This is a genomic window from Pseudomonas persica (genome assembly GCF_900291015.1).
Taxonomy (GTDB): Bacteria; Pseudomonadota; Gammaproteobacteria; order Pseudomonadales; family Pseudomonadaceae; genus Aquipseudomonas.
Map to the genome: position 1 here is coordinate 96,647 of NZ_OLKL01000022.1, position 14,122 is coordinate 110,768.

At 62.8% G+C, this 14,122-nt stretch carries 12 protein-coding genes and 1 pseudogene; 7 read left to right on the plus strand and 6 right to left on the minus strand.

The features are described from left to right. Positions 1-36: 36 nt before the first annotated feature. Positions 37-3,744 carry a methionine synthase gene (gene metH / locus FQ664_RS11825; protein WP_144172074.1) on the minus strand — a complete coding sequence of 1,236 codons (3,708 nt, stop codon included), beginning with the start codon at positions 3,742-3,744 and terminating at the stop codon, positions 37-39. A 180-nt stretch (positions 3,745-3,924) separates the two neighbouring features. Here metH and FQ664_RS11835 point away from each other — a divergent pair, with 180 nt between their 5' ends. The 5 genes from FQ664_RS11835 to FQ664_RS11855 all read left to right on the plus strand — a co-directional run bounded on the left by FQ664_RS11835 (position 3,925) and on the right by FQ664_RS11855 (position 9,418). Beyond that, entirely contained in the window at positions 3,925-6,225 is a 2,301-nt protein-coding gene (locus FQ664_RS11835; protein WP_144172075.1) for a fatty acid cis/trans isomerase, read from the plus strand. Positions 6,226-6,433: 208 nt separating this feature from the next. After that, positions 6,434-7,465: an acyltransferase family protein gene (locus FQ664_RS11840; protein ID WP_144172076.1), complete on the plus strand. Its 1,032-nt coding sequence runs from the start codon at positions 6,434-6,436 to the stop codon at positions 7,463-7,465. A gap of 58 nt (positions 7,466-7,523) precedes the next feature. Beyond that, positions 7,524-8,108, plus strand: coding sequence for a Fe-S biogenesis protein NfuA (nfuA, locus tag FQ664_RS11845; RefSeq protein ID WP_003250416.1), 585 nt, complete (start codon positions 7,524-7,526; stop codon positions 8,106-8,108). A gap of 218 nt (positions 8,109-8,326) precedes the next feature. After that, positions 8,327-8,935, plus strand: a complete 609-nt coding sequence (locus tag FQ664_RS11850; protein ID WP_144172077.1) for an SCO family protein — start codon at positions 8,327-8,329, stop codon at positions 8,933-8,935. Then, positions 8,936-9,418 (plus strand): copper chaperone PCu(A)C, encoded by a 483-nt coding sequence (locus FQ664_RS11855; protein WP_144172078.1) that lies wholly within the window; start codon positions 8,936-8,938, stop codon positions 9,416-9,418. 61 nt (positions 9,419-9,479) lie between these two features. On the opposite strand, the gene FQ664_RS11860 is transcribed toward FQ664_RS11855, so the two are convergent. Beyond that, a complete protein-coding gene (locus tag FQ664_RS11860) occupies positions 9,480-9,707 on the minus strand; it encodes a hypothetical protein (protein ID WP_023381060.1) in 228 nt (75 codons plus the stop codon). Positions 9,708-10,077: 370 nt separating this feature from the next. Here FQ664_RS11860 and FQ664_RS27780 point away from each other — a divergent pair, with 370 nt between their 5' ends. Then, on the plus strand, positions 10,078-10,212 hold the full coding sequence (locus FQ664_RS27780) for a hypothetical protein (protein ID WP_256675920.1): 135 nt from the start codon (positions 10,078-10,080) through the stop codon (positions 10,210-10,212). A gap of 13 nt (positions 10,213-10,225) precedes the next feature. After that, positions 10,226-11,451 (plus strand): annotated as a pseudogene (locus tag FQ664_RS11865) (MFS transporter). A 36-nt stretch (positions 11,452-11,487) separates the two neighbouring features. Here FQ664_RS11865 and FQ664_RS11870 read toward each other — a convergent pair. The 4 genes from FQ664_RS11870 to FQ664_RS11885 form a co-directional block, all read right to left on the minus strand. Beyond that, complete coding sequence (locus tag FQ664_RS11870) at positions 11,488-12,321, minus strand: AraC family transcriptional regulator (protein ID WP_144172079.1); 834 nt, start codon at positions 12,319-12,321, stop codon at positions 11,488-11,490. After that, entirely contained in the window at positions 12,318-12,632 is a 315-nt protein-coding gene (locus tag FQ664_RS11875) for an AzlD domain-containing protein (protein WP_144172080.1), read from the minus strand. The genes FQ664_RS11870 and FQ664_RS11875 overlap by 4 nt, the downstream gene beginning before the upstream one ends. Next, on the minus strand, positions 12,629-13,321 hold the full coding sequence (locus tag FQ664_RS11880; protein WP_144172081.1) for an AzlC family ABC transporter permease: 693 nt from the start codon (positions 13,319-13,321) through the stop codon (positions 12,629-12,631). The genes FQ664_RS11875 and FQ664_RS11880 overlap by 4 nt, the downstream gene beginning before the upstream one ends. Before the next feature lie 92 nt (positions 13,322-13,413). Continuing rightward, positions 13,414-14,109 (minus strand): SEL1-like repeat protein, encoded by a 696-nt coding sequence (locus FQ664_RS11885; protein ID WP_144172082.1) that lies wholly within the window; start codon positions 14,107-14,109, stop codon positions 13,414-13,416. Positions 14,110-14,122: the final 13 nt, after the last annotated feature.

The window sequence follows — 14,122 nt, forward strand, 5'->3', positions numbered from 1 at the left end:
GGTGGCTATTGGGGCTGCGCAGCAGCCCCAAAGGTTTTAGCTGTCGTACCCGAGGTTAGGCGCCAACCAGCGCTCGCTGACACTCACATCCTGGCCCTTGCGCACGCTGTAACGCTCGATCTGGTCCTTGTCGACCTTGCCCACGGCAAAGTACTGCGCCTGTGGGTGGGCAAAGTACCAGCCGCTGACCGCCGCCGCCGGGAACATTGCGAAGTGATCGGTGAGGAACACGCCGCTCGGTCCGGTCTCGCCGATGGCGGTGCCATCGAGCAGGCGGAACAGGGTTTCCTTCTCGGTGTGGTCCGGGCAGGCCGGGTAGCCTGGGGCCGGGCGAATGCCGCGGTACTGCTCCTTGATCAGCGCCTCGTTGTCCAGGTGTTCGTCGCGGGCATAACCCCAGTACTCTTTGCGCACCTGCTCGTGCAACCATTCGGCACAGGCCTCGGCCAGGCGGTCGGCCAGGGCCTTGACCATGATCGAGCTGTAGTCGTCGCCCTTGTCCTGATAAGCCTTGGCCACTTCTTCGGCACCAATGCCGGCGGTGGTGATGAAGCCGCCGACATAATCGGTGACGCCACTGGCCTTCGGTGCGACAAAGTCGGCCAGCGACCAGTTGGGCTTGCCGTCCGGCTTGATGGTCTGCTGGCGCAGGTGGTGCAGGGTGGCCAGGGCCTGGCCGTTGTCGCCATAGACTTCGATGTCGTCATCGGCCACCTGGTTGGCCGGCCAGAAGCCGAACACTGCGCGGGCGCTGATCAGTTTTTCGTCGATCAGCTTGTCGAGCATCTCGCGGGCATCCTTGTACAGCGCCGTCGCAGCCTCGCCGACCACTTCGTCGGTGAGGATACGCGGGAACTTGCCGGCCAGGTCCCAGGAGATGAAGAACGGGGTCCAGTCGATGTACTCGGCCAGGGTGCGCAGGTCGATGTCCTGCAGCACCTTGACGCCGGTGAAGGAGGGCACCGCTGGCTGGTAGCCGGCCCAGTCGTACTGCGGCTTGGCGGCGATAGCCTGGGCGTAGCTCAGGCGCTCGGTACGGGCGCTGCGGTTGGCGGTGCGCTCGCGTACTTCCTCGTATTCCTGGCGGGTCTTCTCGACGAAGCCGGCTTTCAGCTCCCTGGACAGCAGCTGGGTGGCCACGCCCACCGCACGCGAGGCGTCGGTGACGTAGACCACGGCGTCGTTGCTGTACTTGGGCTCGATCTTGACCGCGGTGTGCGCCTTGGAGGTGGTGGCGCCGCCGATCATCAGCGGCAACTGGAAGCCCTGGCGCTGCATTTCGCGGGCAACGTGGACCATTTCGTCCAGCGACGGGGTGATCAGGCCGGACAGGCCAATGATGTCGCACTTCTCGTCGCGGGCGGTTTGCAAAATCTTCTCGGCCGGCACCATCACGCCAAGGTCGACGATGTCGTAGCCGTTACAGCCCAGCACCACGCCGACGATGTTCTTGCCGATGTCGTGCACGTCGCCTTTTACCGTGGCCATCAGGATCTTGCCCTTGGCTTGCGGCTTGTCGCCTTTTTCGGCTTCGATGAACGGGATCAGGTGTGCTACCGCCTGTTTCATCACGCGGGCCGACTTGACCACCTGGGGCAGGAACATCTTGCCCGCGCCGAACAGGTCGCCGACCACGTTCATGCCATTCATCAGCGGGCCTTCGATCACCTCGATCGGGCGTGCGCACTGCTGGCGGCATTCTTCGGTGTCTTCGACGATGAACGCGGTGATGCCCTTGACCAGCGCGTGCTCCAGGCGTTTTTCCACCGGCAGTGAGCGCCACTCTTCGTTTTCCACTTCCTTGGTTGCGCCGCCGCCCTTGTAGTCGTCGGCGATGGCCAGCAGGGCGTCGGTGCCATGCGGGGTACGGTTGAGTACCACGTCCTCGACCTTTTCACGCAGTGCAGCCGGGATCTCGTCATAGATCTCCAGCTGGCCGGCGTTGACGATACCCATGCTCAGGCCGTTCTGGATCGCGTGATACAGGAACACCGAGTGGATCGCTTCACGCACCGGATTGTTGCCCCGGAACGAGAACGACACGTTGGACACACCGCCCGAACTCAGGGCATGGGGCAGGTGGTCGCGGATGTAGGCACAGGCCTCGATGAAATCGACGGCGTAGTTGTTGTGCTCTTCGATGCCGGTGGCGACGGCGAAGATGTTCGGGTCGAAGATGATGTCTTCCGGCGGGAAGCCCACTTCATTGACCAGGATGTCATAGCTGCGCTGGCAGATTTCCTTCTTGCGCGCGGCGGTGTCGGCCTGACCGACCTCGTCGAAGGCCATCACCACTACGGCAGCGCCATAGCGCTTGCACAGGCGGGCGTGATGCTTGAACTGCTCGACGCCTTCCTTCATGGAAATCGAGTTGACGATGCCCTTGCCCTGGATGCACTTCAGGCCGGCTTCGATCACTTCCCACTTGGACGAGTCGATCATGATCGGCACGCGCGAGATGTCCGGTTCGCCGGCGATCAGGTTGAGGAAGCGGACCATGGCGGCCTGGGAGTCGAGCATCCCTTCGTCCATGTTGATGTCGATCACCTGGGCGCCGGCCTCGACCTGCTGCAGGGCGACTTCCAGGGCTTCGGTGTAGTTCTCTTCACGAATCAGCCGGGCGAACTTGGCGGAGCCGGTGATGTTGGTCCGCTCGCCGACGTTGACGAACAGCGACTGGCGGTCGATGGTGAACGGCTCCAGGCCCGACAGACGGCAAGCCTTGGCGATTTCCGGAATCTCGCGCGGCTTGTACTTGGCCACGGCCTCGGCGATGGCCTGGATGTGGCCCGGGGTGGTGCCGCAGCAGCCGCCGATGATGTTGAGGAAACCGCTGGCGGCGAATTCCTCGACCACCACGGCCATTTCCGCCGGGGTTTCGTCGTATTCACCGAAGGCGTTCGGCAGGCCGGCGTTGGGGTGGGCCGAGACATGGGTGTCGGCTTTGGTCGCCAGTTCCTCCAGGTACGGGCGCAGGTCCTTGGCGCCAAGGGCGCAGTTCAGACCGACGGAAATCGGCTTGGCGTGGCGCACCGAGTTCCAGAATGCTTCGGTGGTCTGGCCCGACAGGGTGCGGCCGGAGGCATCGGTGATGGTGCCGGAGATCATGATCGGCAGTTCGATGCCGTCTTCCTCGAACACCTGCTGCACGGCGAAGATCGCCGCCTTGGCGTTGAGGGTGTCGAAAATGGTCTCGATCAGCAGCAGGTCGGCGCCGCCCTCGATCAGGCCGCGGGTGGCCTCGATGTAGTTTGTTACCAGCTCATCGAAGGTGACGTTGCGGTAGCCGGGGTCGTTGACGTCAGGGGAAATCGAACAGGTGCGGCTGGTCGGGCCGAGTACGCCGGCAACGAAGCGCGGCTTGTCCGGGGTTTCCAGGGTCTTGGCGTCGGCCACCTGGCGGGCGATACGGGCGCCCTCGACGTTCAGCTCGTAGACCAGCGACTCCATGCCGTAGTCGGCCTGGGAAATCTGCGTGGCGTTGAACGTGTTGGTTTCGAGAATATCGGCACCGGCATCCAGGTAGGCTTTCTCGATGGCAGCGATCACATCCGGGCGGCTGAGCAGCAACAGGTCGTTGTTACCCTTGACATCGCTTGGCCAATCGGCGAACCGCGTGCCACGATAGTCGTGTTCCTCGAGACGGTAGCTTTGGATCATAGTACCCATGCCGCCGTCGAGGATCAGGATGCGCTCTTTGAGTGCGTTCTGGAGTGCTTGGAGACGAGCGCTGCGGTCGGACATAGGAACTACCTGGTCGGGCAAATATCAGAGGGTGCTGATCATAACAAAGCTGCGCGGTTTTTAGGTGTATCGCCCATTTGCATGAAAACTGCTCATGTTGGCGCTCGCTGGCAACCCACGGCACCCAAGGCGACCAGGCAACAATTCGTGATGGCTTTCAAGAACCAGGACTTTCCGCACATGGTGCATCGTATCCTTGCCGGCGCCTTCGCCCTGCTCATCAGCGGCGTGGTGTTCGGGCAAGCCCTCCCGTCGAGCCCGGCTATCTCCTACACCCGGGACATTCAACCAATCTTCACCGAGAAATGCGTGGCCTGCCATGCCTGTAACGACGCCGCCTGCCAGCTCAAGCTGGAAAGCCCCGAAGGTGCAGTGCGCGGGGCCAGCAAGGTCCCGGTGTACCAGGGCGAGCGCAGCACGGCGGTGCCCACCACGCGGCTGTTCTACGACGCCCACAGCGAAGGCGAGTGGCGCAAGAAGGGCTTCTACTCGGTGCTCGACAACCAGGGTAGCCAGGCCGCGCTGATGGCGCGCATGCTCGAACTGGGGCACAAGACCCCGCTCACGCCCAACGCCAAGCTGCCCGAGGAAATCGTCCTGGGCCTGAGCCGTAACAACATGTGCCCGTTGCCGCACGAGTTCGATGCCTATGCCGGCGCCCACCCCAAGGAGGGTATGCCGCTGGCGGTGACCGGGTTGACCGACAAGGAATACGACACCATGCGCCGCTGGCTGGTCGCCGGCGCGCCGGTGGAGTACCAGCCGATCAAGCCGAGCGCCGCTGAGGCCAAGCAGATTGCCGACTGGGAAGAACTGCTCAACCGCCCCGGCTCCACCGAGGCACTGGTCGGCCGCTGGTTGTACGAGCACCTGTTCCTGGCGCACATCTACTTCGTCGGTGGCGAGCAGGGCCACTTTTTCCAGTGGGTACGTTCGCGTACACCGAGCGGTCAGCCGGTCGACCTGATCGCCACGCGCCGCCCCAACGACCCGCCGGGCACCGACTTCTATTATCGGCTGGTCCCGGTGCAGGGCGTGATCGTGCACAAGACGCACATCACCTTCCCGATGGGGCCGCAGAAGCTCAAACGCATCAAGCAACTGTTCTACGCTGGCGACTGGCACGCCGCCGCGCTGCCAGGCTACGGCCCACGCCACCGGGCCAACCCGTTCGAAACCTTCGAGGCGATCCCGGCGGTGGCGCGCTACCAGTTCATGCTGGATAACGCCGAGTACTTCGTGCGCACCTTTATCCGTGGCCCGGTATGCCGTGGGCAGATCGCCACCGACGTGATCCGCGACAACTTCTGGGCGCTGTTCCAGGAGCCGGCCCACGACCGCTACATCACCGATGCCAAGTACCGTGGCGAGGCCACGCCGCTGCTGGCCATGCCTGGGCAGATCGATGACGTGGGCAGTGTGCTGAGCCTGTGGCACGCCTACCGTGACAAGCGCAACGAGTACGAAAAACTGCGCCGCGAAGCCTATGCCGACATGCCGGCGCCGGGCTGGGCGACGCTGTGGGCCGGTAACGACAACGCGTTGCTGAGCATCTTCCGCCACTTCGACAGCGCTTCGGTGAGCAAAGGCCTGATCGGTGATGTGCCGCTGACCGTGTGGTTGTTCGACTATCCGTTATTCGAACGTACCTATTACCAGCTGGCGGTCAACTTCGATGTGTTCGGCAACGTCTCGCACCAGCTGCAGACACGCCTGTACTTCGACCTGATCCGCAACGGCGCCGAGGTCAATTTCCTGCGCCTGATGCCGGCCGACCAGCGCAAGGCGATCCTCGGCGACTGGTACCAGAACAGCGGCAAGGTGAAGATGTGGATGGATTATGAAGACATCGACACCGACACCCCGAGCGGTATCCGGCTCGACCCGCGCAACCCCAAGCGTGACTTCGGCCTGAAACTGTTGCAGCGCACCGGCAGCCTGAATGCCGCGCCTGACCCGATCAACCGCTGCCAGGGGGCGTTCTGCTCACGGCCGCAGATGAGCGAAGAGTTCCGCAACGCCGAGCAGTCGCTCAGCCGCCTGGTGTCGCGCCCGGCTGCCGGGTTGAAGGTGATCAACCAACTGCCCGAGGCGACCATGCTGCGCATCGCAGGGCAGGGCGGCCAGCGCCAGGTGTACAGCCTGCTGCGCAACCGCGCGCACAGCAACGTGGCGTTCCTGCTGGGCGAGGCGTACCGCTACCAGCCGGGGCTGGATACCCTGACCCTGTACCCGGGCGTGCTCAGCAGCTACCCCAATTTCATCTTCAACATCCCGGCCAACGATGTGCCGGAGTTCGTCGAGGACATGGAGTATGCGAAAGATGACCCGGCCAGGTTCGAGCGTATCGTCATGCGTTGGGGCGTGCGTCGCAGTCACCCAGAGTTCTGGCGCTACTTCCATGACCTGAACAGCTTCATCAAGGAGACCGAGCCGGTCGAGGCGGGCGTGCTGGACATGAACCGCTACGAGAACCTCTGATCGGTTGGGCTGACCTTTCCGATTACCCTGCGGTCGGACCAGGTGGGTGGTCCGGGGGCTGCTTTGCAGCCCAATCGCCGGCAAGCCAGCTCCCACAGGGGCCGCACATGCCTGAAGGCTACGCAATGCCTGTGGGAGCTGGCTTGCCGGCGCTGGAGCGCAACGCGCTCCCAAAGGCCTCAATGCACCGGCAAGCGCAGGGTACTCCATGCTGTATTCGCTTCAGGCACTGCGGGCGTTCGCCGCCTGGGTGGTGGTCTGCCACCACTTCATGCAGATCTTCTTCGACTTCCATGCCTCCGGCCCCATCGGCCAACTGCTCACCGACCGTGGCGCCACAGGCGTCGACATATTCTTCGTCATCAGCGGGCTGGTCATCTACCTGTCGACCCGCGACAAAGCCATCGAACCGCGCCAGTTCCTGCTCAACCGCGCGCTGCGTATCGTTCCGACCTACTGGTTCTATACGGCACTCATGGCAGCGCTGCTGCTGGCCTTCAGTCAATGGATGCCGCATCAGGCGTTCGATTGGCGACACCTGCTGCTCTCGCTATTGTTCATCCCGGCCGAAAATCCTGGTGGCTATGGCCTGTACCCGACCCTGAACGTGGGCTGGACGCTGAACTTCGAGATGTTCTTCTACCTGCTGTTCGGCCTGGCTTTCCTGGTGCGTCAGCGTCACCATCTGCTGTTGGTTACCGCTGCGCTGCTGGTCGGCGAAGTGCTAGGCCGGCTGGGGGTGCTCAGCCGCTTCTACAACAACGACATCATCTACGAGTTCCTGCTGGGTATCGGCCTAGGCGTGATCTACCGCCGTGGCCTGATTCGCGAGGGCTTGTGGCTGCCGCTGGCGCTGTTGGCGGTGGCGGGCTATGCGCTCTACCACCTGGATGCCTCCCGGCGCCTGCTGCACTGGGGCGTGCCGAGCGCCATGATCGTGCTGGCGTTCGTCTCCCTGGAGCCCTGGTTCAAGGGGAATCAGCTACTCAAGGTTTTGGGCGACTGTTCGTACTCGGTCTACCTGATCCATGTGCTGGTCCTCTATGCGGGCTGGTTTGCCAGCGAGCACCTGGGCTTGAACCCCTATCTGGTGTTCGCCCTGTGCGTGCCGTCGATTGGACTAATGTCGTGGTTCAGCTACCAGTGGCTGGAGCGCGGCCTGTACCGGCGCATGCAGGCCTGGCTGGCGGCGCCACGCGGGGTGGCCCCTGAATATGCGCTTTCCCGAGTCAAATACTAGGACTTTGTTCGAGGGCCGGGTTGGCGTACACTTGGCCGCAAGTCTGTGAGGAACCTACATGAGCGCTATAACCATTACCGACGCCGCCCATGACTACCTGGCTGATCTGCTCTCCAAGCAGAATACGCCTGGCATCGGCATTCGCATTTTCATTACCCAGCCGGGCACCCAGTATGCCGAAACCTGCATCGCCTACTGCAAGCCGGGCGAAGAGAAGCCTGACGACACCGCCGTGGGTCTGAAGAGCTTCACCGCATACCTGGACGCGGTCAGCGTGCCGTTCCTGGAAGACGCACTGGTCGACTACGCCACCGACCGCATGGGTGGCCAGCTGACCATCAAGGCGCCGAATGCCAAGGTGCCGATGGTCAACGAAGACAGCCCGATCAACGAGCGTATCAACTACTACCTGCAGACCGAGATCAACCCCGGCCTGGCCAGCCACGGCGGCCAGGTGAGCCTGGTGGATGTGGTCGACGACGGCATTGCCGTGCTGCAGTTCGGTGGTGGTTGCCAGGGTTGTGGCCAGGCCGACGTGACCCTGAAGGAAGGCATCGAGCGCACCCTGCTTGAGCGTATTCCCGAACTGAAGGGCGTGCGTGACGTGACTGACCACAGCCAGAAAGAGAACGCCTACTACTGATGTAGAGGCAGGCAACGACCGCGCAACCTGGTCAGGCCTTAGCAACAAAGTGTTACTGTTTCAACCCCTGCGACAACAGGCCGCAGCCCGTATTCAAAGGGCTGCAGCTGATCCTCGCCTTCGTCGGGTAGAACCCCTCGGGGTGTCGTGCCAGAATGCCCCGGTTTTTCGACCGGCCCGTCCCGAGGGTCGGCATCCTCCCTTTACAGGATGGTTTCATGAATGATCTTTTGACCCGGCGCGCGGTTGTCGCCGGCATGGGCGTTCTCGGGCTTGGCCTGCTGGCAGGCTGCAGCCCGGCCCGGGGGCTCGAGTTCAAGTACGGCAAGAACATGAGCAACGAAATCCTTGGGCGCAAGTTCAGCCTCAAGGACACCCAGGGCAACGTGCGCACCCTGTCGAGTTTCTACGGCAGCATGCCGATGATCTTCTTCGGTTTCACCCAGTGCCCGGCGGTGTGCCCGACCACCTTGGCGCGTGCGGCGCAAATCCGCCAGTTGCTGCGCGGCCGCGATCGCGACCTGTTCCAGGTGGTGTTGATTACCCTGGACCCGGAGCGCGACACCCCCGAAGTGCTCGATGCCTACGTCAAGGCGTTCGACCCGTCGTTCACCGCGCTGACCGGCACCCCCGAGGAGATCGCCGCGGTGGCCAAGGAATTCAAGGTGTTCTACGAGAAGGTCCCGGCCGGTGACACCTATACCGTCTCTCACTCGTCCACCAGCTACGTCTACGACACCCGTGGCACCCTGCGCCTGAACCTGGGCCATTCCCTGACTGCCAAGGAATGCGCCGAGGACCTGGTCACCCTGATGGAGATCTGCTGAATGTCGATGCATCCGATCAAGCACGGCCTGGCTGCCCTGGTCCTGATGGGCCTGGCGCTACCGGCCCTGGCCCAAACCACCGTGAGCGATGCCTGGGTCCGTGCGACTGTGCCGCACCAGCAGTCCACCGGTGCCTTCATGACCCTGACCGCCAGCAGCGACAGCGAACTGGTGGGCGTGGCTTCGCCAGTGGCCAAGACCGTGCAGGTGCACGAAATGACCATGAACGGCGACGTGATGGGCATGCGTGAGGTCAAGGCGGTCAAGTTGCCAGCCGGCAAGGCGGTGACCCTCGACCCGAATAGCCTGCATGTGATGCTGATGGGCCTGAACAACCAGGTGAAGGAAGGCGACAAAGTGCCGCTGACCCTGACCATCGAGGATGCCAAGGGGACCAAGGAAACCCTGGACGTGCAGGCCGACGTGCGTGCGCTCAACGCCGAGGCGGGCGGTGGGCATGATCACATGCACATGAAGCACTGACAGGCTGAACCCTTTGCGGGCGCTTTGCGCCCCATCGCGCACAAGGCAGCCCCCGGTTCAATCAGCTGCGAAACCTGGGCAGCGGCCTGTCGAGGGTCAGCGAGGTCAAGGTCTTGCGGACCTGGGCCTCGTCGGCCTCCAGGGCCTTGAGACTTGCGCGGATCTTGCCGGCGGCGGGCATATCGCCCTGCCGGTCGATCCAGTCGGCTATCTCCTTGCAGGCACTGCTCAGGCAGGCCTGGCGCTGGTTCATCAGCGACAGGAGGGTGGTGAGCTCTCTTTCGGACATGGCAGGATCCTCCATTCAACCCTGTCAGTGTAGCAGAGGGCTGGCGGGGCTCGGCTGCCTTTGCATGAGTCGCTGAGCGCAGCGGAAAGTGGCTGCGCTGGAGGCGCAGTAATGACTCGTAACTTTTAAACAGCATGTTTAAAGCCGATGGCGTTGCGTTGGGTGCGACATGAGGTTCGCTTTTGAAAAGCACTGTGCTGAATCGCTCTATTTCGCCGCGTGCAAGTTGCGAGCATGTCTGTGCTCAACAGTGAGCGTATGTAGGAGTATTCCCAGGCTCTGATTTGCACCTGTCACGGGAACTGGTGCTGTTACAATTTGGGTGTTGAGTGTGCTTCCCGGCGAGTCTTAGATTGCGATGGCCTGAGCAATGCAAGGGCAATTCCAGATGTTCTACCTGATGCCGGCAAGTGAGCAGGACATTCTCAGGAAGCTGGTTTTCGAGCGACTTGATGTGCCTGGGCGGGACATCACCGAGCACGAGCTGATCTATGCCGCTGGCTGAGGAAACATGGATTATGCAAGCGTTGAGTCTTGACTACGGAACACGAGCGCTGGCGTTGGGGTATGGTTTTTCAAAATGTGGTGAATTTGCCTTCGAAGCCGCGTTCGCCGTGGCAATCGTGTCCATGACCGATGCTGATTTGCTGTTGATCGGCATCGCCTATTTTTTCGTTACTTGCCGAGTTTAGTGTTTTCTCCGTTGGGTGGCTGGTTGGCGGATAACGCCGACAAGAAGAGAACCTTGTTAGCAGTCGAGGTTGCCAAAGGCACTCTGGCACTTGCCTTCTTTGCCTTCTTTGCCTTGTTCAGCCTGTTCACACCGGTATTACCCGCATTGGTTGGCCTCGCGATGGTCATGACGGCGCTCGAATGCCTTTATGTGCCAACGTTCCGCGCGTACTTTCCGGACATTGTCGCAAGGGACCAGTTGGCCTCGGTCAACAGCGGCGTCCAGGTGATCGAGGATGCTGCCTCGATTATCGGCCCGCTGGTTTTTTCAGTATGCGTGTTATTGCTGTCTCGCGAAGCAACTTTCTTGTTTTTTGCGACATGTCTGGTGTTGTCGGCCATTTCCATCGCGACCTTGGGGCCTGCCAGGCAAGGCGTCCGGCAGGCATTCGATGGGCGTACCATAGTCCGCGATGCTGCGCGCAGTGTAAGCCTGCTAAGGGCCAGCAATGCGCCGTTGTTTGCCATTATTGGTTGCACCACGCTCTGCGCGATGTTTGCCACGTCGGTGATTCGCTTCATCCTTCCGGCTTCGGTGCTTGAACACTTCGCTTCTGAAGCGGCGGTTGGTTACGTATTTTCACTGCTTGCAGCGGGCACCGTACTGGGTGGCGTGCTCTACACGCGCTGCAATCCGAACACAACCGCACGGTTGGTACTGCGTTACTGGCTGTTGTACGGCGCATTGTTTTTGGCCGCAGCAGTGGCGCTGCAATTCAACAGCTGGCTGTTTCTGCTGGTCCTGTTTATGGTCGGCTTCATCGGTGCATTTGTCGATATCGCTATAGTGACCAACATCCAATGCTTGTCGAGTGAGCACGAAGTTGGCAGGAACTTTTCCCTCTATTACTTCACGGCCGTCATTGGTGATGCCGTTTCAGGGTTGGTTGCCAGTTTGGTGTTTGTGCTTGCGGGGCCGGCAACCTTTATCTGGATGACGTTGATGTTGTTCATTGCGCCAGTGCGCTGGAACCTGAAAGGAAATGCCCATGACACCGACAATCGTATATAGCATGGTGCTCGATGTGGGTCGCCCAGGCGTCGCAGCTCAGCCTTGCAGACAGGCATTGCGATAGGCCCCCGGCGTCACCCCGTAGGCCTGCTTGAACTGCCTGCTCAAATGGCTCTGGTCGGCAAAGCCCAGGTCGAACGCCACCTCCGAGGCAGCCCCGCCACGCTTGAGCATTTCCCGCGCACGGGCCAGGCGCCGCTGCTTCAGCCAGGCATGCGGCGGCAGGCCGGTGGCCTGACGGAACACTCGGGCGAGATGGAACGGCGACAGGTTGACCGCCGCGGCCAACGCTTCGAGCGAGGGCGGGTCGGCCAATTGGCTTTCCAGCAGCTCACGGGCGCGGGCCACTGCCAGCGGTTCGTGGCCGGGGGCGGCAGGTTCGGCGCATTGCCCGTGCCGTTGCACCAGGGCCAGCACCGCCTGGCGCCAGGCGGTCTGCTGCTGCAGGGCACTGGCGCCGGCTTCGGACAGCTGGTGCAACTGGCTGAAGGCAATCGCCAGGGCCGGGTCGTGGATCACGCTGTCCTTGAAGCTGGGCATACCGTGGCGGCCCAGTTCCAGCTCGTCGAGCACACCGGTTACCCGCTCATGTTCCGGGTAGAAACCACGGTAGCGCCAGCCCGCTTCGTGGGCAGTAGCGCCGGTGTGCAGCTCGTCGGGGTTGATCAGCACCATGCTACCGACCGGCGCCAGGTGCTCGCTGCCGCGATGCCAGAAGCGCTGGGCGCCCGACTCGATCACGGTGAACACATAGCCTTCGTGCACATGTGGGGCGAAGCGCTGCTGGAAGTAGCGCGCGTGCAGCATCTCGACGTCACCCAGTGCCGGCGCCTGCCAGAGGTGTGTCTGCTCGCGCAGGGGCGTGCTCATGCCAGCCAGCTGCGCAGGAAGAAGAACATCAACATGCTCACCAGCATGCTCAGCAACACGCTGCGGGTCAACAGCACCAGGGCGATGGCCACCAGCGAACCCAGCAGGTAGGGGTTGAGCAGGCTCAGGTTCAGCTGGTGGTCGGGCATGAAGATGATCGGGCCGCAGATCGCGGTGAGCATGCCCGGCACGGCAAAACCGAGGAACTGCCGGGCGTTGGAGCTCAGGCGCAAGGGCAGGCGCGGCTCCAGGAACGCATAGCGGTTGAGGAACACGATGGCGCCCATGGCAAAAATCAGGATCCAGGTCATGCGCGGGCTCCGGCGAATTTCTGGCAGACGAAACCGGCGCTCATGCCCAGCAGGCCTGCGGCCACCAGGGCGGTTTCCCAGTGCCAGTAGCTGAACAGCACCGAACAGAACAGCGACACCGTCACGCACACCAGCGTGGCCAGGTTGCGCACCAGCGGCGCGATCAGGGCGACGAAGGTGGCGACGATGGAGAAGTCCAGGCCAAACTGGTCCAGGTGCGGAATGTTCTGCCCCAGCAAGATGCCGGCCAGGGTGAACAAGTTCCAGGCGATGTAGAAGGTCAGGCCCACGCCCAGGGCGTACCAGCGGTTGAACTGCTGCTGGTCGTACTGGCTGGTCAGGGCGAAGAACTCGTCGGTCAACAGGAAGCCCAGGCCCAGCCGCCAACGCAGCGGCTGGCTGGACAGCACCGGACGCATCGTCAGGCCATACAGCAGGTGCTGCGAGGTCAGCAGCAGGGTGGTCAGCAGGATCGACGCCAGGTTGGCGCCGCCCTTGAGCATGCCGATGGCCACCAGTTGCGCGGCACCGGCGAAGACGATTGCCGACAGCCCTTGCCCCTCCCAGGCGCTGAGGTTGGCCTCGATGGCCATGGAGCCGGCCAGCAGGCCCCAGGGGGCGACGGCCAGGGACAACGGGAGAATGGCGATGGCGCCGTGGAGGAAGGCTTGGCGGGCGATGTGGGGCATGGTGGCTGCAGTGCGTGTCCGTGGCAGGCCAGCATGCCAGACGGGGCGGGGGATGGCTTGAACGATCTTGCTGGTCTTGCTGCCTGCAAGGGCTAGGGATGGCTGGTCAGGTGCTGCTGCGCCGTCACGCAGCCGTTGGTGTCCACCGCTTTCTGCAGCAGGCTCTGACGGTGCTGCGGGTCGAGGTCGCCGAGTAGGCGGTATACCTCGGCCTGGTAGTCACGCTGGCGCCCCCACTGCATCTCCAGACCCTGTGGCCGGCTGCGGTTGCAGGCCAGGCGCGTGGCCGGTTGCGGGTAGTAGGGGGCGTACACGGTGGCCATGTTGGGGATGGCCTCCAGCGCAGTGCGGTACTCGCTGCTGACGTTGTAGGGCGGGCACCAGGTGGCGATGGCTGGCGCCGGTGCGGCAAAGCCCTGTTTGAGGCTGGCTTCGAGCAGCGGGCAGGCGGCATCCGGGATTTGTGCGGCGGGCAGGTAGGTCATGTAGTACAGCGCCAAGCGGTACTGTGCGACCGGGTGGCCCAGCTCCACCGACTTTTTCAGCAAAGCGACCGCTGTCGGCAGGGTGTGGGCCATGGCCTGGCCCTGGCGGCTGAGCTCCGGGTCGCCGCCCACGGCCGTGCGCAGCGTGCTGGCGCTGTCGTCCTGGCTGTCGGCTTGCTCCAGCAGCGGCAAGGCCTGGCGGTAGAGCAGGTCGGCATGGGGGTCGATGCGCACATCCAGCGCGTGCGCGGCCAGCGGCATCAGGGCGATCAGCAGTGGGGGCAAGCGAAGCATGCGGCTCACAGGCAAGCCCCAC